The sequence below is a fragment of the Pantoea sp. LMR881 genome, from assembly GCF_027157825.1.
Taxonomy (GTDB): Bacteria; Pseudomonadota; Gammaproteobacteria; order Enterobacterales; family Enterobacteriaceae; genus Pantoea; species Pantoea haifensis.
Map to the genome: position 1 here is coordinate 2,271,149 of NZ_JAPVOK010000002.1, position 20,787 is coordinate 2,291,935.

The window sequence follows — 20,787 nt, forward strand, 5'->3', positions numbered from 1 at the left end:
GTCTGAAAATCAGCGCAAGGGTTGGCTGGAGCCGCGAATAATGAGTTCGCCGGAAAAAACGCGCTCTGTCACGGGGATGTCGTTGCTTTCAATGCGCGCAATGACGCGCTCCAGCGCAGCATAACCAATCTGCCAGGTAGGCTGTTTTAAGGTTGTAATACCGGGGCCAGCCAGTGCAGCCCACTCCAGCTCATCAAAACCAAGCAGGCCAATATCATCACCCCAGCGCAGGTTGATCCGCTGCATAGCACGCGCAACTTGCAGCGTCATGGCACCGTTCGCCACCATTATCGCCCTGCGTTTTCCCGCATAGCGATGATAAAAAGCGTTAAGGGTTTCATCCAGCGCCGCAGCGTGATGCAGCGAGACTTCGGCGTTTTCATGCTGAATATGGGGATGAACAGCAAGTACCTGACGAAACGCCTGCAGGCGTTCACGCCGCGTATTTACACTGCCCAGCGGTTCACTCCAGGAACAACAAGGCTTCGTAGCCGTTATCAACCAAATGACGCGTCGCGACCTCTGCCGCTTCGGCATTATTCAATCCTACAACGTCGCAGGCGAAATCAGGGATTTTGCGATCGATCAGGACCATGGGCAGCAAGGATTGTTGCAAGCGACTGAGGACTTCTTCGCGCATCCCAACGGCATTAACCACGATGCCCTCTACCTGATAGCTGCTGAGCAGTTGCAAATAATGCTGCTCCAGATCCACTTCATTGTTGGTGTTGCACATCAGCAACGTAAAACCGCGCTCACGGCAGGCCGCTTCGATACCGCACATCACATCAACGGAATAAGGATTTGTGATATCGGCAATGATCAAGCCAATAAGACGTGTACGGCCACGCTTTAGTCCACGCGCCATCTGACTGGGACGATACTGCAGATCGGCAATCGCTTCTTCAATCCGTGCTTTCAGGTCGGCAGAAAGAAGATGTTGTTCACCGTTCAGGTAACGAGATACGCTGGTTTTTCCGGTTCGTGCCGCGTGAGCAACATCGCTGATAGTAGCGCGAGACGGCCTGATTTTCATGAATTACCCTGCTAAGTAAGAATCAGGCAGAGACTAGCACAGCCGCGCGCTGGCGCAAAAAGGGGTTATGCGTCACTGGGCAGCTGCAGCCAGGGCTGCCAAAGCGTCTGCAACTGCGCCAGCGGCGCGCCATCTAACATCGCTAACATCATTTCCGCCACCCTTTCGCCAGCTTCATTATGCGTCACCTGACGAATAGCAATAATGGGCTGATCGAGAATCGAATCTCGCGGTAAGCCATCCCAGCCAATCAATATGACCCGGTTTACCCCCTGCAAACGTCCCGCTTGCTGTAGCGCCATCGCCGCGCCTTCTGCAAGTGCACTGCAATCCGTAATGATTGCCTGCGGTATCCTTTTCTGTGCCAGCCAGGCACACGTTTGCTGATAACCGGCACGGCGCGAAGGTGTAATCGCCGCCATCGCAAAAGGTGGAATATCGCCCAGCGCATCGATATAGCCTTGACGGCGATCGCGAACAAAAGTGTAAGGTTCGTTACCGCCAAGCCAGGCGATTTTTGGCATATTCTGCTGCAGGCAATACTCAACCGCGAGTTGCGATCCCGCGTAGTTATCAACATCAAGCCAGGCGTAAGTATCAGGTAGATCACTGCGGCCAATCGCCAGAAAGCTAAAGCCTTTTTGCTGCAGGAAACGTAGGCGCGGATCCTGAGGCGTGGTGTGAGTGACAATGATGGCATCAACCGTGCGGCTACGCAGCGTGCGGTTTAAGGTGCGCTGGCTGTCCTGCGGTTTATCTGCAAGCAGTAACAGGTCAATTTCATCGCGAGTGAGACGCTGATCAAGCGCCAGTAGCATGTCGCTGAAGTGGTTATCCGTTAACGGAGGCGCACACACCGGATAAACTAACCCTATGGCATTCGCGCGACCGCTTTTCAGGCGACGCGCAGCGGCATTAGGACGATAACCACGTCGGTGAGCCTCTTCTTCCACGCGCTGACGTGTCTCTTCAGCCACATCCTCATAGCCATTTAATGCGCGACTGACCGTCGTCACTGACAAGCCTAACACCGCAGCAATGGCTTTTAACGACATGATGCATTACTCACCGATCAATTTTTGGTCAAGCTAGCATAAAGTACCGCCTGGCTCTATGAGCAAACTCATAATTGGAAACTTCAGCGCACTATTTACTTAAAATCGCCGAAAGAGAGTTAAAAATCGGCAGAGCGCCCTCTTTTCAGAGGGCGATATAAAATCAACCAAGCGGGCTGAGTGTAATTTCGACGCGACGGTTCTGCGCCTTACCCTCTGTGGTGCTGTTGCTGGCGATAGGGTTATCCGGTCCTGCACCTTGCGTACGCAGACGATTATTCGCTACTCCCTGCACAATTAACGCGCTGGCAACGCTTTCCGCACGCTGCTGCGATAAACGCATATTTAATTCGCGCGTACCGGTGCTGTCGGTATAACCGATCACATTAACCGCTGTTTTTGGATACTCTTTCAGCACCATTGCAACACCGGTCAGGGTATTGGCACCCGCTGGCTTCAGGCTGCTGCTGCTGGAATCAAACGTCACGTTGTTCGGCATGTTGAGCACGATACTATCGCCCTCGCGCGTGACACTGACGCCCGTCCCACGCATTTTGTCACGCAGTTTAGCCTCCTGCACATCCATGTAATATCCTACGCCGCCGCCTAATGCCGCACCGCTTGCTGCACCAATTAGCGCCCCTTTGCCGCGATCCTTTTTCGATGAGGAGAGCACCCCCACACCCGCGCCAACGAGCGCCCCTAAACCCGCACCCATCCCCGATTTACCGGCCTGAGATTCGCCCGTATAGGGATTGGTAGTACAACCTGGCAGTGCCAGACTGCCACTGAGTAACAAGGTGATCGCTAATAATTTCTTTTGCATATTCGTACCCTTACATTCAACAAGCAGGGGAAAAAGTCCCCCAAAGCGGCACGATTATGCCGCTTAACGATGAGGAAAGTTTTGAGGGAACGTCTTATTTTCTAAAAATTCGCAGCTAAAGGTTATCAGGATGGCAAAAACAGTTGGTTTGATGATCGCTAATCAGCCCACATGCCTGCATAAAGGAATAGCAAATTGTGGGGCCGATGAATTTAAAGCCACGTGCTTTTAACGCTCTGGAGAGCGCAACAGCGTGCTCTGAGGTTGTCGGTGCCAGTTTATAATCAGCATAATGGTGAATAATTGGCGCGTTATCGACAAATTTCCAGATGAAACGCGCAAAATCCTCGCCTTGAGCTTCCATGGCCAGGTAAGCCTTCGCATTGGTAATAATGGCAGCAATTTTACCGCGATGGCGAATAATGCCGCTGTTTTGCAGCAACGCCGTCTCTTGTTGCTCATCCATTAAAGCAATAATCTGCGGATCAAATTGGGCGAATGCCTCACGGTAATTTTCACGCTTCTTCAGTATCGTAATCCATGACAAGCCTGCTTGCTGGCCTTCAAGGCAGAGCATTTCAAACAGCTTTTGCTTGTCGGTTTGCGGAATACCCCACTCATTATCGTGGTACGCCAGATAGAGAGGATCCTGAGTCACCCAGCCACATCGTTGCATCGCCTTATTCCTTATTTTGGAAAAATTTTATCGCGGGCCTTGATCTTAAAATTAATGGGTTAATAGTTAAACAACAGGCGCAATAACTGACTGTAAATCAAGACGCCCTATCGTTCCTTCAGCCTGGTCTGGAGTGTTCATGTTGCAAAAAAGAGAGTGTGCAGGCCAGCGCCATCCGGTGCGGCTATTTTTTGGGACATTATTTTTCACCGTCGTGCAATCGGCCTTTGCGTGGGACGATTTTTCGTCCCTGTCCGCTATTCCGCAACCGCCACCCCATCTCGATTACAACACCCTTCTGGCAGAGAAAATTTCTCTCAGTCAGTTGGCGTTTACTGACGAACAACGAGGATTATGGGATGCGGCACTCAATGCGCCGGGTTCATCACCGCTGACGCTGCGTAGCGAACCCGCTACCGTCGGTGTCACATCGCTGGGTACGCGCTATAGCGCAGGCTGGAATGTGAAGCTCAGTCAGTCTGTTACCACCGGACCGGTGGCGCAATATTCAGCCGATCAGGCTTCACTTAACTGCCCACAATGCGAATTAAGCGATCGCCCCAGCCAGGAACAAGTGGCCAGCGTTGGCTGGCGGGTTAATTCCAGAATGGGCTGGATAACGCCCCCGGGCACAGTTAAGTTACAGCCATCAACTCGCGGATGAAAATACGCGCTATCAGGCTGATGAGAGCGAAAGCGGTCGTCAGGAAAACTGGCTCGATGTCAGCGTCGGGGCACATATGCCGCTTAACAATAATCTGGCGGCTTTTGCCTCTTTTTCACAAACTGATGCGCTTAATACTGGCGAAAAGTTCATTTACAGCCTGGGCGTAAGCGCCAGCTTTTGAAGCGCGGCATGAAATGAGAAAGGCGCAACCTTGAATAAAATATAATAAGCGCGCTAATCATAATACTGGTAATAATATGCGCGAAAATTTGACACTTATTGGCCGCGAAATCGCGGTTTTTCTCTTTGCAGCACTTTTCCTTGCTCTGATGATTACGCCGATTTATATCGACGTAACCTGGATGAACGATGCGCTGCATGAAACTTCTTTTACTGAAACCACCCAGGAGATATTACTGGCGATCACGGCTGCGCTGTTTTTTCTTGCCGCGCGTCAGCGCCCTGAACAGCGTGGTGCGCTGTCATTGGTTGGCGGTTTTTATACCTGCATGCTGATCCGTGAACTGGATTTTTTGTTTGATGTTATTCATCACGGAAGCTGGGTGTGGTTTGCGCTGGCGGTCACGGCAGGCAGTCTGGCCGTCGCGATGCGGTCGCCAAAGCTCACCGTGCAGAACCTGGCAGCCCTGCTACAACATCGCAGTTGGCCGGTAATGGCCAGCGGCTTTCTGGTCGTGCTGGTTTTCTCTCGCCTGTTTGGCACGACCACTTTGTGGCAACATCTGATGCTGGATGGCTACAATAGGGTGGTTAAAAATATGGCTGAAGAGGGTACAGAATTGCTGGGTTACAGCCTGTGCTGGTTGGCCTCAGTGCGCTATTTATGGCAAACGCTCCCGGTTAACAACATCGTCAGCGCGCCCGTGACCAAAACAGCAGCCGCTAAACTTCAACCGTCACCGGTTACGTCACACTGATTATCCGCTTTTTGAGCGATCCTGAGCGTTAAAAAAGGTACAATATGGACTTCTGCGCCGAAGCGTTAACGGCTTCGGCGCAAGGTGTTCGTTAATCTCAGGTCTCGTCATGTCAGTCAAAATTTTAACCTCAACGCTCATTGGCCTGGATGCCTTTCGTCAAGACCCGCTCAACGCCTTGCAGCAAGCTGATCAGGGCACACTGGCCGTGTTACAGGATTACGCGCCTGTAATGTATGCCGTCACGCCTGAGCGTCTGGCTCAACTACTGGCGCTGGAAGCTGCCGCGCAGCAACCCAATGATGTCACGCTGGACGAGAGCTTGTTTGACGATGCGCCAGCAGCTATTCATACGCCGGTTGGAAAATTTGCTATGTATGACGGCTGGCAACCCGATGCTGATTTTTCGCGTCAGGCTGCAATTTGGGGTGTGGCACTGAGCGAGCCAGTCACCGCAACTGAGTTAGCGGCATTTGTTGCCTACTGGCAAGCGGAAGGCCGTCTGTTTCATCACGTTCAGTGGCAGCAAAAGCTGGCGCGCAGCTTACAAATGAATCGTGCCGTACACGGCGGACAGCCGAAGCGTGATATCACACAGTTGCCAAACCCCGATCGTACTATTCCCGATGGTTTCCGAGGTGAGTAATGAAAACGCCCAACGATCTCTTTATCCGTCTGAAAAGGATGATGCCTGCGGGCACGCAGCCTAAATTTACTAAAGGCGAAGATCTGCTGGCCTGGAATCAGGAGCAAGGCCGTTTGCGCTCCGAATCCATTGTGCGTGAAAACCGCGCCATGAAAATGCAGCGTATTATGGGCCGTTCAGGCATTCGTGAGCTGCATATCAACTGTTCATTCGACAATTATCGTGTCGAAAACGAAGGCCAGCGTAAGGCGCTTGAGCTGGCGCGTCAGTATTCAGCCGAATTTGATGGCAGTATCGCCAGCTTTGTTTTTTCCGGTCGTCCCGGTACAGGCAAAAATCATTTAGCTGCCGCCATTGGTAACGATCTGATCTTACGCGGGAAAAGTGTGCTGATTGTGACCGTTGCCGATTTAATGTCGAGCATGAAGGGCACTTTTAGCGGCACCAGCGATATTACTGAAGAGCGGCTGATACACGATCTCAGTAGCGTCGATCTGCTGGTGATTGATGAAATTGGTATGCAAAGTGAGTCGCGTTACGAGAAAGTAATTATTAATCAAATAGTTGACCGTCGCTCCTCATCTAAACGTCCTACGGGCATGCTCTCTAACCTTGATCATGCTGGTATGAATGCTTTGCTGGGCGAAAGGGTGATGGATCGTATGCGCTTAGGCAATAGTCTGTGGGTGCGCTTTGACTGGGAAAGTTATCGCAGCCGGGTACGCGGCGACGAATATTGATCGTGCTTTGCCGCAGTTTTTTGTTTAACAAGGCCCGGCATTGCGGTGTTGTGTGAAACAGGGCGCAAAAGTGTGAGATAACCAATACGCAGACACTGATACACTGAGTCACTTCTCTTTGGTCAGGTATATGCGTTATGAAAGCCATCGGCAAAGGGCCGGCACTATTACGGCTAAATAACCAGAAGCGGGTAATGACGCAAATGCGCAAGGTGCGCGTGACATCACGCCAGGATCTTGCGCAAACATTATCGCTCAGTAAAAACACCGTTTCGCTGATTATTGATGACTTTCTGGAACAGGGTTTAATTGAAGAACTCGGCCCGGTCAGCGTTGCCGCTGCAGGACGGCCAAAGATTGAAATCGCGCTACGGCCGCAGAAGTTGCCAAGCGCCGGTGTGATGGTGGAGCGCAACTTTATCCACTGGTGCGTCTGTGATTACTTTTCCACAATAATTGCTGAAAAAACGCTTCGTACCGACACCAGCCAGCCAGCGAATCTCCTGGCTGAACTGGCGGTGCTCTGCCGCGAATTAGCGAGTAAATATCCTGACCTGTTGGGTATCGGGCTGGGTTTTCCTGGCATTGTCGATCCGCCAGGCGGCTGGATGCATTTTTCATCACATCTTGGCTGGCAGGATGTCGATCTGCTTACCCCGCTGCGCAAACATGTACGGTTACCCCTTCGCATTATGAATAATGCCAAAGCCGCCGCACTGCTTTCTGTACAGCATCTGGGGCTGGCAGCCGAGAATAGCCACTTTTATCTGCGAATTTCTGAAGGGATTGGCGGTGCGTTAGTACAGCACGGCGAAGTCTATACCGGCAGCAGCTGGACAGCAGGTGAAGTTGGGCATTTAATTCTTCAGCCAAACGGGCCGCGTTGCAGTTGTGGCCGTCAGGGCTGTCTTGAAACTTTAATCAGCCAACCTGCCATTAAACAGCAGCTCGCCCAGCGAGATCCCGGATTAACCTGGCAAAACCGCGACAGTGCACCGCGAGTCGTCAATGAAATAATGACGCAGGCAGGGGTTTTTTAGGTAAGGCCCTCAGCCAAATTATGTTGTTACTTAATCCAGCCAGTATAGTGATTGATTGTCCATGGAATGCGAATCCTGAATTTTGCGAAGCCGTAAGTAGCGTTGCAGAGTCCAGCGCACTGAGGTTTACTTTCCAGCACACGCAACTGCATTTTCTGCCTACCCGGCTGGACCCCGCCAATGGACTGGCGCTGGCCGTTATCGAGCAATCAGAACAGTATGTTCGCTAAACGGCGCACTAAATACAAAAAGGGCAGCGTTTGTTGCCCTTTTGTTTTATGACATTGCGGTTACCGGAAGAATAAAGGCAGAAGACAGGTAACATTCAGTGAGAAGAGAAACAGGAAGCTGGCGGAAGATCACAGGAGTCGAACCTGCCCAGGACCGCTGGCGGCCCTAACCGGATTTGAAATCCGGCCGCCTCACCGGAGACGACGATCTTCCTTTTTGATAAGGCCGCCGATTATAACAACTCCCCGATGCGCCACCGCGATGTAGATCAATTCCTTTGAATTGTGCAGTGCGCCATCCTCTGGCACAGAGAACAGCGCACAGAATGTTAGCCAATCGCGCCTAATGCATCTTCCCTGCTCTGCTTCTTCGGCAATAAAAACAGCGTGGCGACAATATCCAGCAGATAGATGAGTGCCAGCAAGGTAATTGCCGCCACGAATGAAAATTTGCTCGCCAGCAGGCCAATCACTACCGGGCCGAAACCGCCAACGCCGCGCCCCAGATTAAACAACACGTTTTGCGCGGTAGCACGCGCCTGTGGCGGAAACGTATCAGAGATCAACGCGCCATAGCCACCAATCATACCGTTAACAAACAGGCCCATTAACGCACCGGTAAACAGCATGACGGTGGGATCGCGCAACTGGGCATAAATAATCACCATCGCCACCGCGCCAAACTGATACAGCAGAAAAATTTTCCAGCGGGCAAAGCGATCTGCTAACACGCCAAACAGCCAGATACCGAACGTCATACCCACTACCGTTACTGCGGTCCACAGGCCCGATTTAGTCAGGCTAAAACCGAAGTTGGAAGAGAGATAGCTTGGCATCCAGATCATCAAGCCGTAATAGCCAAAGTTTTGCACTGAACAGAGAATAAATATACCAAGGCTGGCTTTTGCGGTGGCACGATCGCGCACCAGCAGCTTAAGCCGCGCCGGGAATGAGAGGGACGGCACATGCTTAACCTGCTGCGTATACCCTTCCGGCTCGCCCATGCTGCGGCGAATAGCGAATGAGACAACGGCTGGTAGCAAACCCACCAGGAACATGCCGCGCCAGCCAATCACGCTTAATAATGGCGGAGTAATAAACGCCGCCAGTAATACGCCGAACTGCCAACCGATGCCTACCCAGGCTGAGGCGCGATTACGCTTCTCTGACGGCCAGGCTTCGGCTATCAGCGCCATGCCGATACCAAATTCGCCGCCCAGTCCGACACCCGCCAGCGTGCGGTAAATCAGCAAATCCCAGTAACCTTGCGCCACTGCGCACAGTCCGGTAAAAACCGAAAAGACCAGAATAGTGACAGTCAAAACGCGAATGCGGCCAAAGCGATCGCTCAGATGACCAAATACAACGCCGCCAATGACTGCACCAATTAGCGTCCAGGTCACCAGCGAACCGGCCTGAGACGGATCGAGCGCCAGCGACACGCTGATAGCGGGCAGCATAAAACCGAGGATTAACAGGTCAAATCCATCCATAGCATAACCGCTAACGGCAGCCAGCATCGCTTTAGCAGGCGTCGCGCTCTGCTTAGGTTGAGAAATTTGGGGCATCAGTCAGCACCTGAAGAGAAGAGTGCCGCAAGTATAAAGAGGCGTTACAACGGGGTCCAACGAGAAAACCGAAACCGTACGTCAGGACGACGCACGGTTTGATCACAATCAAGACGGTTTATTACTGCCGTCATCACCGGACAGCAGTTCATCCAGCTTATCGCCACCGACGTGACGAAAATCCTGTCCTTTGACGAAATAGAAGATGATTTCGCAAATGTTCTGGCAGCGGTCACCGATACGCTCGATAGCGCGGGCGCAGAACAGCGCGGTCAGCACGCTTGGGATAGTGCGCGGATCTTCCATCATGTAAGTCATCAACTGACGGACAATACCTTCGTACTCTTTATCGACTTTCTTGTCTTCGCGGTAGATCTGGATCGCTTCGTTAAGATCCATACGTGCGAAGGCATCCAGCACATCGTGCAGCATCTCTACCGTGTGGCGGCCTAACGATTCCAGGCTCACCAACAGCGGCATATGCTGTTGACCAAACTTTTCCAATGCGGTGCGGCTGATTTTTTTCAGCCACATCACCAATGCGCTCCAGCTCAGAAATGGTCTTGATGATGGCCATAACCAGGCGCAAATCAATAGCCGTTGGTTGGCGTTTGGCGATGATGCGCACGCAGGCTTCATCAATCTCCACTTCCATCATGTTGACTTTCTGATCGCCGTCGATGACGCGCTGAGCCAGTTCGCCGTCCAGATTGTGCATCGCGGTGATGGCGTCGGTGAGTTGCTGCTCTACCAGGCCACCCATGATCATCACCTGGGTACGAATATGCTCCAGCTCTGCATTGAACTGACCGGAGATGTGTTTATTCAGATTTAAATTATCCATGGCGATCTCCTGTCAAATCAGCCGTAGCGACCCGTAATATAATCTTCTGTCTGTTTCTGTGCCGGCTTGGTGAACAGCGTGTCGGTATCGCTGAACTCAATCAGTTCGCCCAGATACATAAATGCAGTGTGATCGGAGCAGCGCGCAGCCTGCTGCATGTTATGTGTGACGATCACCACGGTATAATCCTGTTTCAGTTCAGTGATCAACTCTTCAATGCGACCGGTAGAGATCGGGTCAAGTGCTGAACAAGGCTCATCCAGCAACAGCACTTCCGGGCGAATCGCGATACCGCGGGCAATACAGAGACGCTGCTGTTGACCACCAGAGAGACTGTAACCGCTCTGATGTAGCTTGTCTTTGGTTTCATTCCACAATGCCGCTTTGGTCAATGCCCACTGAACGCGCTCATCCATATCCGCTCGCGACAGCTTCTCAAACAAACGCACACCAAAAGCAATGTTGTCGTAGATCGACATGGGGAACGGCGTCGGTTTCTGGAACACCATGCCCACGCGGGCGCGCAGCAGAGCGATATCCTGATGCGAAGCCAAAATATTGTCACCGTCTAACAGGATGTCGCCTTCAGCACGCTGTTCAGGGTAGAGCGAATACATTTTGTTGAAGGTACGCAGCAGGGTGGATTTGCCACAGCCAGAAGGTCCGATAAACGCAGTGACCTGATTTTTAGCAATATCCAGGTTGATGTTTTTCAGCGCATGAAACTTACCGTAATAAAAGTTCAGATTACGGACCTGAATTTTACCGGATGATGAATTCGCGATACTCATTGCTCGTCTCTCTTAAACGGTGCCGCGCAGGGCAGCATTAACCGTGTTTGCCCTTGGCAAAAATCACGCGCGCTATGATATTCAGCAACAGCACGCATAAGGTAATAATCAGTACGCCAGCCCAGGCCAGGCTCTGCCATTCAGCAAACGGGCTCATAGCGAACTTAAAGATAGTGACTGGCAGGTTAGCCAGCGGCTGCATCATGTCGGTACTCCAGAACTGGTTCGACAAGGCAGTAAACAGCAGCGGCGCGGTTTCACCTGCGATACGTGCAATCGCCAGCAGCACACCGGTGATAATGCCCGACACCGACGCTTTCAGCGTAATGGCAGAAATCATCTTCCATTTAGGCGTACCCAGCGCGTAAGCGGCTTCGCGCATGCTGTCTGGCACCAGGCGCAGCATGTTTTCAGTTGTACGGATCACAATCGGAATCTGCAGCAGAGCCAGTGCAATTACACCAGCCCAGCCGGAGAAATGCTGCATTTGCGCCACTACGATAGTGTAAACGAACAGTCCCACCACGATGGACGGCGCTGACAGTAAAATGTCGTTAATAAAACGAATCACTTCCGCCAGCCAGGATTTGCGCCCATATTCAGCCAGATAGACGCCTGCCATAATGCCCAGCGGCGTACCAAAGAACGTGGACCAGAAAATCAGCAAGCCACTGCCTGCCAGGGCGTTGGCTAAACCGCCACCAGCCGTGTTGGGCGGCGGAGTAGACTCAGTAAACAACGTCCATGACAGGCCATCGATACCGCGCGTTACCGTGGTGAACAAAATCCACACCAGCCAAAACAGGCCGAATGCCATGGTCAGCAATGACAGCGTTAATGCGATTTTATTTTTAGTGCTGCGCCAGGACTGCATCTTACGACGTGATTGTTCCAGCTCAGCACGCGCCTGCAATTCAATCGTGGTCATGAGCGCGCTCCTTCACTTTTCTGCAGGCGCAAAATCATTAATTTTGAAATCGCCAGCACGATAAAGGTGATAACAAACAAAATCAGACCCAGCTCCATCAGTGCAGCGACATGCACACCCGATTCCGCTTCAGCAAATTCGTTTGCCAGTGCAGAAGTGATACTGTTGCCGGGCATAAAGAGCGATGCGCTGTCGAGCTGATAGGTGTTACCGATGATAAAGGTCACCGCCATGGTTTCCCCTAACGCACGCCCCAGGCCAAGCATCACGCCGCCAATCACACCGTTTTTAGTAAACGGCAACACGATGCGCCAAATCACCTCCCAGGTGGTGCAGCCAATACCATAAGCGGACTCTTTCATCATGACGGGCGTCTGCTCAAACACATCACGCATTACCGAGGCGATGTAAGGAATGATCATGATGGCCAGAATCACGCCAGCGGCAAGGATCCCGATACCGAAAGCGGGGCCGGAAAACAGCTCGCCAACAATCGGAATGCCTGATAACACTTCGCCTACCGGTGTTTGAAAATATTCTGCAAACAGCGGGGCAAAGATAAACAATCCCCACATGCCATAAACGATGCTGGGAATGGCCGCCAGCAGTTCAATGGCGGTGCCCAATGGGCGGCGCAACCAGCCTGGTGCCAGTTCCGTCAAAAACAGCGCGATCCCAAAGCTCACCGGTACGGCAATAATCAATGCAATGAGAGAGGTAACGATAGTGCCGTAAATCGGAACCAGCGCACCGAATTGTTCGTTTGGCGCATCCCAGGTTTTGGTCCATAAAAAGAAAAACCAAACTTTTGAATGCTCGGCCAGGAGGAGAAAATCAGGGAGACGATGATGCCACCCAACAGCAACAGTACGATTAGCGCGGAAAGTTTTACCAGCGCACCGAATACTCTGTCACCTTGCTTGCCTGGGGCTTTGAATGCCGGCTTCGTTGCAGCCATAGAAGTCTCAGTCTTCAGAGGTTATCAGGGCGGCATAACGCCGCCCGTAGGGTCTGACCGAACCTGATGTCCGGTCAGGGTCATTCACTTACTGGTAAAGCGCCTTGCCAGAACTGTCTTTGATATTAGCTTTCCAGGCTGAACGGATCTGCTCGGTTACGCTGTCAGGCAGGGTCGCATAATCCAGGCTGGTGGCCGTTTTGTCACCGTTTTTGTAAGCCCAGTCGAAGAACTTCAGCACTTCGCTACCTTTAGCAGAGTTAGCCTGATCTTTGTACATCAGGATGAATGTAGTCGAGGTGATTGGCCAGGCGTTGTCGCCTTTCTGGAAGGTCAGATCCTGAGCAAAAGATTTGCTCCAGTCTGCGCCTTTGGCTGCGTTGCTGAAGGTTGATTCATCTGGCGCGACGGCTTTGCCATCTGCATCCATCAGCTTAGTGTAAGTCAGGTTATTCTGTTTGGCATAGGCGTACTCAACGTAGCCGATTGAACCCGGCAGACGCTGTACGAAGGCTGCAACGCCGTCGTTGCCTTTACCGCCCAGACCGGTTGGCCAGTTCACAGTGTTGCCTTTACCTACTTTGCTGTTCCACTCTTCGTTCACTTTAGCCAGGTAGCTGGTGAAGACGAAAGAGGTGCCTGAACCGTCAGCGCGGCGAACCACGTTGATGTTAGTTTCTGGCAGTTTCACGCCGGGGTTCAGTTTAGCAATCGCTGGATCATTCCACTTTTTGATCGTACCCAGGTAGATGTCACCCACCGTTTTGCCATCCAGCGTCAGTTCGCCCGATTTAATGCCCGGCAGGTTAACTGCCAGCACAACACCACCGATCACGGTTGGGAACTGGAACAGGCCATTTTTTTGCAGGTCTTCGTCTTTCATTGGTGCATCTGACGCGCCGAAATCAACGGTTTTGGCGATAATTTGCTTCACGCCACCAGATGAACCAATACCCTGGTAGTTAATTTTACTACCCGTGGCTTGCTGATATTCTGCTGCCCACTTGGCATAAACCGGCGCCGGGAACGTCCCGCCTGCGCCAGTGAGATCGGTGGCTGCATAAGCAGATACCGCGCTTACTGCGAAGGTGGCGGCGAGGATTCGGGCTACGGTGCTACGCATCAGTGTCATGTTCCCTCCAGGGAGTTAATCTCAGGCTCAAAGCCATTTTAGTAAGAGTCAGTGATTGCTGCAGGAGGGAAAATAGGACAGTTTGATGACAGCTAAATGTAGGAAATATGACAGTTATGTGACAGTGATTAAAAGGAGCGGGCCCGCACTGGGGCCCACTTTTTTATTCAACGGTAACTGATTTTGCTAAATTACGCGGTTGGTCGACGTCAGTGCCTTTTATCAGCGCGACGTGATAGGAGAGAAGCTGTAACGGCACCGTATAAAAAATTGGCGCAATAACATCTTCTACATGTGGCAAGGGAATAATTTTCATCCCTTCGCTGTCATTGAAACCGGCATCCTGATCGGCAAATACATACAGCAAGCCGCCACGTGCACGCACCTCTTCAATATTCGATTTCAGTTTTTCCAGCAGTTCATTGTTAGGCGCGACCACGATGACCGGCATGTCAGCATCAATCAGTGCTAATGGACCATGCTTCAGTTCACCCGCAGCGTAAGCTTCTGCGTGTATATAGGAGATCTCTTTCAGCTTCAATGCCCCTTCCATGGCGATGGGATATTGATCGCCACGCCCAAGGAACAGAGCGTGATGTTTGTCAGAGAAGCCCTCAGCAAGATTTTCGATCAGCTTGTCCTGCGCCAGCATTTGTTCAATGCGGCTTGGCAGCGCCTGCAAACCATGCACAATGTTATGTTCAGTTTCTGCCGCCATGCCGTTCAGACGACCCAGCTTCGCCACCAGCATTAGCAGTACGGTTAACTGAGTGGTAAACGCCTTGGTAGACGCCACCCCGATTTCGGTGCCTGCTTTGGTCATCAGCGCCAGGTCGGATTCACGTACCAGCGAAGAACCTGCGACGTTACACACCGCCAGCGCTCCGAGATAACCAAGCTCTTTCGACAGGCGCAGCGCCGCTAGCGTATCGGCAGTTTCACCAGACTGAGACAGGGTGATTAACAAGCTGTTTTTACGCACCGCTGATTTGCGATAGCGGAACTCAGAGGCGATTTCTACATCACACGGCAGGTTAGCAAGGGATTCAAACCAGTAGCGCGCAACCATGCCGGAGTTATATGAGGTGCCGCAGGCAATAATTTGAATGTGCTCAACCTGGCTTAACAGCGTTTCGGCTTGCGCACCCAGCTCACTGAGATCGACTTCGCCGTGACTAAAACGCCCGGTCAGGGTGTTTTTGATCGCCATCGGCTGTTCATAAATCTCTTTCTGCATGTAGTGACGATAAAGGCCTTTGTCACCCGCATCGTATTGCACACTGGATTCAATTTCTGTACGCACAACTGGCTTGCCCGCGCGATCGACGATCGTGACATCACGGCGCGTGATTTCAGCAATGTCACCCTCTTCCAGGTAGATAAAGCGACGGGTAACGGGCAGCAGCGCCAGCTGATCAGAGGCGATAAAGTTTTCACCTACACCACGGCCGATAACCAATGGGCTACCGGAACGAGCAGCCACCAGCAGTGACGGATCGCGGCTGTCCATAATAACCATGCCATATGCACCACGTAGCTGAGGGATAACGCGCTGTACCACTTCGCGCAGCGAGCCGCCCTGCTTTTGCTCCCAATGCACCAGATGTGCAACCACTTCGGTGTCAGTTTCAGAGGCAAAATGATAGCCACGCTCAATCATCATTTCGCGCAGCGGCTCGTGGTTTTCAATGATGCCGTTGTGAACAATAATGATGTGCTCAGAAATATGCGGATGCGCATTGGCTTCTGACGGCTCACCGTGGGTTGCCCAACGCGTGTGCGCAATACCGGTGCCGCCAATCAACGGCTGCTGTTCTGCGGCTTCCGCCAGCTTTTGAACTTTGCCTAAACGGCGCAGGCGCGTAACGTGCCCCTGACGATCAACCACAGCCAAACCGGCCGAGTCATACCCGCGATACTCCAGACGACGCAAACCTTCCAGCAATATCTCTGCGATATCGCGTTGCGCTACTGCACCAACAATTCCACACATAATGTTTTCCTGACTTCATGGCTCTTCGCCATTTTCGTTGTCATGCGACCTGATTTCCGGCTTTGCCGGTTCCCGAGCCTTGTAGAGAGTGGGGATTATAGTTTTGTTACTGCAACGGCCTGCGCAGGGCAGAACGTAAAATTCATTTCTTCTTCTGGGGACGCTGCCAGCCAGCTTTATGATTTTGCTCTTTGCGGTTATAAACCAGTGCTGCATCAGTGATGTCTTTCATTACCGTGGTGCCTGCCGCAATGGTGGCTCCCGCCGCGACTGTCACCGGCGCCACGAGCTGTGTATCGGATCCCACAAACACATCATCGCCGATAACAGTTTTAGATTTATTCGCACCGTCATAGTTGCAGGTGATGGTGCCAGCACCGATATTCACGTTAGCACCAATTTCCGCATCACCAAGATAGGAGAGATGCCCCGCTTTGGAGCCTTTGCCCAGGCGCGCTTTTTTCATTTCAACGAAGTTACCGACATGCGCTGATTGTGCCAGCTCGCTTCCCGGACGCAGACGAGCAAATGGCCCGACGGTGCAAGCCTCTGCCAGATTAGCATCCTCGATCACCGAATAAGGGCTGATTTCGCAGTCATCGCTAATCGTACTGTTTTTGATAATGCAGCCCGCCCCAATTTTGACGCGATTACCCAGCTTTACCTGACCTTCAATAATAACGTTGGTATCGATTTCAACGTCGCGGCCATGCGTTAGCGTTCCACGCAGATCAAAGCGAGCCGGGTCACGTAGCATTACGCCTGCCAGCAGAAGTTTTTCAGCATGCTCAGCCTGATAAGACCGTTCTAACGTAGCAAGCTGTAGACGGTTATTTACGCCATCCGTTTCACTTATCCGTGCCGGATGCACTGCATTAATTAAGCGACCTTCCTGATGTGCCAGTGCGATGATGTCGGTGATGTAATATTCACCCTGAGCATTGTTATTGGTCAGTTGCGCCAGCCAGCGTTTCATGTCGCCACCGTTAGCGACCAGGATACCGGTATTGATTTCGGTAATAGCAAGCTGTTCAGGACTGGCGTCTTTTTGTTCAACGATACCTGTGATTGTGCCATTTTCACGCACAATCCGACCATAACCGGTGGGATTATTGAGCACAACGGTAAGCAATCCAATGCCACCCTGCGGTTTTGCATCACACAACTGCTGAAGTGTGGCCTCAGAAATCAATGGCACGTCGCCGTACAGCATTAAAATATCTTCGTCATTAGCAAAAAAAGGTGCCGCCTGCTGCATTGCATGGCCGGTCCCTAACTGCTCAGCCTGTAAAACCCAATTGAGCGTGCTCTCGGTTAACGTGGCTTTGAGCCGATCACCGCCGTGACCATAAACCAGATGAATATGCTGTGCACCCAGCCCCTTAGCGGCATCAATCACATGCTGAACCATCGGTTTACCTGCAAGCGTATGTAACACTTTAGGCAGATCGGAATACATACGTGTGCCCTTGCCGGCTGCAAGGATCACCACACTCATTGCGCTGTTTGACATAACCATCCTGACTGAATTTTGACTTTCGAAACTTACACGGTTTAGCCTTGAGATTACTACATTTTTCTCGAGCCGAAATTAGGCTCGCTTCCCGCTTCATTAATCTTATCGCCTCAATAATTCAGATTGCAGGAAGGCAGAAAATGAGTAACAAACTGGTCGGGAAACGATTTTAACAGCATTTACGCCGCCCGCTGCGGGATGAGCCTAAAAGTTAAGGCTTCTTAATCCCGGAACTTACTTAAGTAAAGGATTCGGGTGAAAGACAAACCTGTCGGGAGAAGATTTGAACGCTGCAAAACAGCGGCCCCAGCGGAGCGAGGCTTAAACGAACCGAGAGAAGCCACCGCCCATGCGGCTGAAGTCTGGAGGAAATAAACAAAAAAATGCCAGCCCGAGGGGCTGGCATTTCGTGACGCATAAAGCCGGATTACATCGCTTTTTTGGTCAGCTCGATCACGCGCAGTTTCGCAATGGCTTTCGCCAGTTCGGCAGAAGCCTGTGCATAGTCCACGTCGCCGTGGCTGCTGTGCATGTGCTCTTCTGCTTTACGTTTTGCTTCCAGCGCGCGCGCTTCGTCCAGATCGGTACCGCGAATTGCGGTATCGGCCAGAACGGTGCTGCTGCCCGGTTGCACTTCCAGCACGCCGCCAGAGAGGTAAATAAACTCCTCTTCGCCGTGCTGTTTCACGATACGGATCATTCCAGGCTTAATGGCAGTCAGGAGCGGTGCGTGGCCGGGAAAATACCCAGTTCACCTTCGCTACCTGACACCTGAATTTTCTGTACCAGCCCAGAGAACAGCAGTTGCTCTGCGCTGACCACATCCAGGTGATAAGTCATAGCCATATCTTTCCTCCCGGGAAACCGTTATTACAGTTTCTTCGCTTTTTCTACCGCTTCGTCGATGGAACCGACCATGTAGAAAGCCTGCTCTGGCAGGTGGTCGAATTCACCTTCCATGATGCCTTTAAAGCCACGGATGGTGTCTTTCAGCGAAACGTATTTGCCCGGAGAACCGGTGAATACTTCGGCCACGAAGAACGGCTGAGACAGGAAACGCTGAATCTTACGCGCACGTGCCACCAGCAATTTATCTTCTTCAGACAGCTCGTCCATACCAAGGATGGCGATGATGTCTTTCAGCTCTTGATAACGCTGCAGCAGAGACTGCACGCCACGAGCAACATCGTAGTGCTCCTGACCAACAACCAGCGGATCAAGCTGACGGCTGGTGGAATCCAGCGGGTCAACGGCTGGGTAGATACCCAGAGAAGCGATCTGACGGCTCAGCGTTACGGTTGAGTCTAAGTGGGCGAAGGTGGTCGCCGGAGACGGGTCAGTCAAGTCATCCGCAGGAACGTAAACGGCCTGTACAGAAGTGATTGAACCTGTCTTGGTTGAGGTAATACGTTCCTGCAACACACCCATCTCTTCAGCCAGCGTTGGCTGATAACCTACCGCTGAAGGCATACGACCCAGCAGTGCAGAAACTTCTGTACCGGCCAGGGTATAACGATAGATGTTGTCGATGAACAGCAGAACGTCGCGGCCTTCATCACGGAATTTTTCCGCCATGGTCAGACCGGTCAGCGCAACACGCAGACGGTTACCTGGTGGCTCATTCATCTGGCCATACACCAGCGCAACTTTATCGATAACGTTGGAATCAGTCATTTCGTGGTAGAAGTCGTTACCCTCACGAGTACGCTCACCGACGCCAGCAAATACCGAGTAACCTGAGTGCTCAGCCGCGATGTTACGGATCAGCTCCATCATGTTAACGGTTTTACCTACACCCGCACCACCGAACAGACCAACTTTACCGCCCTTAGCGAACGGACACATCAGGTCAATAACCTTGATGCCGGTTTCCAGCAGTTCCTGCGAGTTTGACTGTTCTTCATAAGAAGGGGCAGGGCGGTGAATAGAGGAGATCTCTACTGCGCTGCCATCTTCTTCTTTCAGCTCGCCTTTCATGTCGATCGGCTCGCCCAGCACGTTCATGATACGGCCCAGGGTCGCTTTACCAACCGGAACCTGAATTGGCTTCTGCAGATCAGCCACTTCCAGACCGCGCTTCAGGCCGTCAGACGTACCCATAGCAATGGTACGCACCACGCCGCCACCCAGCTGCTGCTGAACTTCCAGCACCAGACGAGCATCACCATTCTGAACCTCAAGGGCGCTGTACACTTTCGGTACCGCGTCCTGAGGGAATTCGACGTCAACAACGGCGCCGATAATCTGGACAATCTTTCCAGTTGCCATCTTGAATCCTCTACCTAATTCCAAACCTGGTTAAACCGCGGAGGCCCCCGAGACGATCTCGGTAAGTTCCTGGGTGATGCTGGCCTGACGAGCTTTGTTGTAAACCAACTGCAACTCTTTGATCAGATTTCCGCCGTTATCGGTTGCAGCTTTCATCGCCACCATACGTGCGGCCTGCTCACTGGCCAGATTTTCCACCACACCCTGATAAACCTGCGATTCGACATAGCGACGCAGCAGGGTATCCAGCAGCGCCTTCGGATCGGGTTCGTACAGGTAATCCCAGGTCTTCGCCTTCATCTCTTCTTCACCTTCCGCTGGCGGTAACGGCAGCAGTTGGGTAATGGTCGGAGTCTGAGACATGGTGTTATTAAACTTGTTGCTGACGATATACAGCTTGTCGATGCGGCCTTCATCATAAGCCTGCAACATCACTTTTACCGGGCCAATCAGTTCTGACAGGGAAGGTCGATCTCCCATGCCATTGACTTGCGCCACGATGTTGCCACCTACAGAGCCGAAGAATGACATCCCTTTAGAACCGATAACCGCCAGATCGCTCTGTACGCCTTTATCGGACCAGGATTTCATATCTGCCAGCAATTTTTTGAACAGGTTAATGTTCAAACCACCACAAAGCCCGCGGTCAGTTGAAACGACCAGGTAGCCGACGCGCTTAACGTCACGCTCTTGCAGGTAAGGGTGCTTGTATTCCAGATTGCCTAACGCAAGGTGACCAATCACTTTGCGCATGGTGTCTGCATACGGACGGCTGGCCGCCATGCGTTCCTGCGTTTTACGCATTTTGGAGGCGGCGACCATTTCCATCGCTTTGGTGATCTTCTGCGTATTTTTTACGCTTCCAATCTTGTTACGTATCTCTTTTGCGCCGGCCATTAGCTTCTCCTCAAAGCCTTGCGGCCTGTCTTTTCAGA

Annotated in this window: 15 protein-coding genes, 1 tRNA gene and 5 pseudogenes; 5 read left to right on the top strand and 16 right to left on the bottom strand. The window is 52.0% G+C overall.

Annotation, left to right across the window (positions count from 1 at the left end; all coding sequences use genetic code 11):
* Positions 1-9 precede the first annotated feature (9 nt).
* The 4 genes and pseudogenes from O3W44_RS12455 to O3W44_RS12470 all read right to left on the bottom strand — a co-directional run bounded on the left by O3W44_RS12455 (position 10) and on the right by O3W44_RS12470 (position 3,593).
* Positions 10-1,036 (bottom strand): annotated as a pseudogene (locus O3W44_RS12455) (LacI family DNA-binding transcriptional regulator).
* A gap of 65 nt (positions 1,037-1,101) precedes the next feature.
* Positions 1,102-2,091 carry a LacI family DNA-binding transcriptional regulator gene (locus O3W44_RS12460; protein ID WP_269293306.1) on the bottom strand — a complete coding sequence of 330 codons (990 nt, stop codon included), beginning with the start codon at positions 2,089-2,091 and terminating at the stop codon, positions 1,102-1,104.
* Positions 2,092-2,254: 163 nt separating this feature from the next.
* Positions 2,255-2,917, bottom strand: a complete 663-nt coding sequence (locus tag O3W44_RS12465; RefSeq protein ID WP_269293307.1) for an OmpA family lipoprotein — start codon at positions 2,915-2,917, stop codon at positions 2,255-2,257.
* Positions 2,918-3,032: 115 nt separating this feature from the next.
* A complete protein-coding gene (locus tag O3W44_RS12470) occupies positions 3,033-3,593 on the bottom strand; it encodes a DNA-3-methyladenine glycosylase I (RefSeq protein WP_269293308.1) in 561 nt (186 codons plus the stop codon).
* Between the two features lie 139 nt (positions 3,594-3,732).
* Here O3W44_RS12470 and O3W44_RS12475 point away from each other — a divergent pair, with 139 nt between their 5' ends.
* From O3W44_RS12475 to O3W44_RS12495, 5 genes and pseudogenes are all read left to right on the top strand, one after another.
* Complete coding sequence (locus O3W44_RS12475) at positions 3,733-4,257, top strand: hypothetical protein (protein WP_269293309.1); 525 nt, start codon at positions 3,733-3,735, stop codon at positions 4,255-4,257.
* Positions 4,258-4,517: 260 nt separating this feature from the next.
* Positions 4,518-5,198 (top strand): hypothetical protein, encoded by a 681-nt coding sequence (locus tag O3W44_RS12480; protein WP_269293310.1) that lies wholly within the window; start codon positions 4,518-4,520, stop codon positions 5,196-5,198.
* Positions 5,199-5,307: 109 nt separating this feature from the next.
* A complete protein-coding gene (dnaT, locus tag O3W44_RS12485) occupies positions 5,308-5,844 on the top strand; it encodes a primosomal protein DnaT (RefSeq protein WP_269293311.1) in 537 nt (178 codons plus the stop codon).
* Positions 5,844-6,584 carry a DNA replication protein DnaC gene (dnaC, locus tag O3W44_RS12490; RefSeq protein ID WP_269293312.1) on the top strand — a complete coding sequence of 247 codons (741 nt, stop codon included), beginning with the start codon at positions 5,844-5,846 and terminating at the stop codon, positions 6,582-6,584. Before dnaT ends, dnaC begins: the two co-directional genes overlap by 1 nt.
* Positions 6,585-6,721: 137 nt before the next feature.
* A pseudogene (locus O3W44_RS12495) lies at positions 6,722-7,854 on the top strand (ROK family protein).
* A gap of 119 nt (positions 7,855-7,973) precedes the next feature.
* On the opposite strand, the gene O3W44_RS12500 reads toward O3W44_RS12495, so the two are convergent.
* The 12 genes and pseudogenes from O3W44_RS12500 to atpG all read right to left on the bottom strand — a co-directional run bounded on the left by O3W44_RS12500 (position 7,974) and on the right by atpG (position 20,749).
* Positions 7,974-8,068: transfer RNA gene (locus O3W44_RS12500), tRNA-Sec, on the bottom strand.
* 115 nt (positions 8,069-8,183) lie between these two features.
* Positions 8,184-9,422: an MFS transporter gene (locus O3W44_RS12505; RefSeq protein WP_269293313.1), complete on the bottom strand. Its 1,239-nt coding sequence runs from the start codon at positions 9,420-9,422 to the stop codon at positions 8,184-8,186.
* Between the two features lie 108 nt (positions 9,423-9,530).
* Positions 9,531-10,266, bottom strand: a pseudogene (gene phoU, locus O3W44_RS12510) (phosphate signaling complex protein PhoU).
* Positions 10,267-10,283: 17 nt separating this feature from the next.
* The gene (gene pstB / locus O3W44_RS12515) at positions 10,284-11,057 is read right to left on the bottom strand and encodes a phosphate ABC transporter ATP-binding protein PstB (protein WP_269293314.1); all 774 of its coding nucleotides are present in this window, start codon (positions 11,055-11,057) and stop codon (positions 10,284-10,286) included.
* A 37-nt stretch (positions 11,058-11,094) separates the two neighbouring features.
* Positions 11,095-11,985: a phosphate ABC transporter permease PstA gene (gene pstA, locus O3W44_RS12520; RefSeq protein ID WP_269293315.1), complete on the bottom strand. Its 891-nt coding sequence runs from the start codon at positions 11,983-11,985 to the stop codon at positions 11,095-11,097.
* A pseudogene (gene pstC, locus O3W44_RS12525) lies at positions 11,982-12,943 on the bottom strand (phosphate ABC transporter permease PstC). Before pstC ends, pstA begins: the two are co-directional and overlap by 4 nt.
* An 88-nt stretch (positions 12,944-13,031) precedes the next feature.
* Positions 13,032-14,075, bottom strand: a complete 1,044-nt coding sequence (gene pstS, locus O3W44_RS12530) for a phosphate ABC transporter substrate-binding protein PstS (RefSeq protein WP_269293316.1) — start codon at positions 14,073-14,075, stop codon at positions 13,032-13,034.
* A 163-nt stretch (positions 14,076-14,238) separates the two neighbouring features.
* The gene (glmS, locus tag O3W44_RS12535) at positions 14,239-16,068 is read right to left on the bottom strand and encodes a glutamine--fructose-6-phosphate transaminase (isomerizing) (RefSeq protein ID WP_269293317.1); all 1,830 of its coding nucleotides are present in this window, start codon (positions 16,066-16,068) and stop codon (positions 14,239-14,241) included.
* A gap of 142 nt (positions 16,069-16,210) precedes the next feature.
* The gene (gene glmU, locus O3W44_RS12540) at positions 16,211-17,581 is read right to left on the bottom strand and encodes a bifunctional UDP-N-acetylglucosamine diphosphorylase/glucosamine-1-phosphate N-acetyltransferase GlmU (protein WP_269293318.1); all 1,371 of its coding nucleotides are present in this window, start codon (positions 17,579-17,581) and stop codon (positions 16,211-16,213) included.
* Positions 17,582-18,011: 430 nt separating this feature from the next.
* Positions 18,012-18,430, bottom strand: a pseudogene (locus O3W44_RS12545) (F0F1 ATP synthase subunit epsilon).
* Between the two features lie 24 nt (positions 18,431-18,454).
* On the bottom strand, positions 18,455-19,852 hold the full coding sequence (gene atpD, locus O3W44_RS12550; protein ID WP_269293319.1) for a F0F1 ATP synthase subunit beta: 1,398 nt from the start codon (positions 19,850-19,852) through the stop codon (positions 18,455-18,457).
* A gap of 30 nt (positions 19,853-19,882) precedes the next feature.
* Positions 19,883-20,749, bottom strand: a complete 867-nt coding sequence (gene atpG, locus O3W44_RS12555; protein ID WP_269293320.1) for a F0F1 ATP synthase subunit gamma — start codon at positions 20,747-20,749, stop codon at positions 19,883-19,885.
* Positions 20,750-20,787: the final 38 nt, after the last annotated feature.

What these genes read in the sequence shown, in the direction of transcription:
- O3W44_RS12470 (WP_269293308.1), bottom strand. Translation starts at nt 3,593, where the DNA reads ATGCAACGATGTGGCTGGGTGACTCAGGATCCTCTCTATCTGGCGTAC.
- glmS (WP_269293317.1), bottom strand. Translation starts at nt 16,068, where the DNA reads ATGTGTGGAATTGTTGGTGCAGTAGCGCAACGCGATATCGCAGAGATA.
- O3W44_RS12505 (WP_269293313.1), bottom strand. Translation starts at nt 9,422, where the DNA reads ATGCCCCAAATTTCTCAACCTAAGCAGAGCGCGACGCCTGCTAAAGCG.
- O3W44_RS12460 (WP_269293306.1), bottom strand. Translation starts at nt 2,091, where the DNA reads ATGTCGTTAAAAGCCATTGCTGCGGTGTTAGGCTTGTCAGTGACGACG.
- pstA (WP_269293315.1), bottom strand. Translation starts at nt 11,985, where the DNA reads ATGACCACGATTGAATTGCAGGCGCGTGCTGAGCTGGAACAATCACGT.
- dnaT (WP_269293311.1), top strand. Translation starts at nt 5,308, where the DNA reads ATGTCAGTCAAAATTTTAACCTCAACGCTCATTGGCCTGGATGCCTTT.
- O3W44_RS12465 (WP_269293307.1), bottom strand. Translation starts at nt 2,917, where the DNA reads ATGCAAAAGAAATTATTAGCGATCACCTTGTTACTCAGTGGCAGTCTG.
- atpG (WP_269293320.1), bottom strand. Translation starts at nt 20,749, where the DNA reads ATGGCCGGCGCAAAAGAGATACGTAACAAGATTGGAAGCGTAAAAAAT.
- dnaC (WP_269293312.1), top strand. Translation starts at nt 5,844, where the DNA reads ATGAAAACGCCCAACGATCTCTTTATCCGTCTGAAAAGGATGATGCCT.
- pstB (WP_269293314.1), bottom strand. Translation starts at nt 11,057, where the DNA reads ATGAGTATCGCGAATTCATCATCCGGTAAAATTCAGGTCCGTAATCTG.
- atpD (WP_269293319.1), bottom strand. Translation starts at nt 19,852, where the DNA reads ATGGCAACTGGAAAGATTGTCCAGATTATCGGCGCCGTTGTTGACGTC.
- pstS (WP_269293316.1), bottom strand. Translation starts at nt 14,075, where the DNA reads ATGACACTGATGCGTAGCACCGTAGCCCGAATCCTCGCCGCCACCTTC.
- O3W44_RS12480 (WP_269293310.1), top strand. Translation starts at nt 4,518, where the DNA reads ATGCGCGAAAATTTGACACTTATTGGCCGCGAAATCGCGGTTTTTCTC.
- glmU (WP_269293318.1), bottom strand. Translation starts at nt 17,581, where the DNA reads ATGTCAAACAGCGCAATGAGTGTGGTGATCCTTGCAGCCGGCAAGGGC.
- O3W44_RS12475 (WP_269293309.1), top strand. Translation starts at nt 3,733, where the DNA reads ATGTTGCAAAAAAGAGAGTGTGCAGGCCAGCGCCATCCGGTGCGGCTA.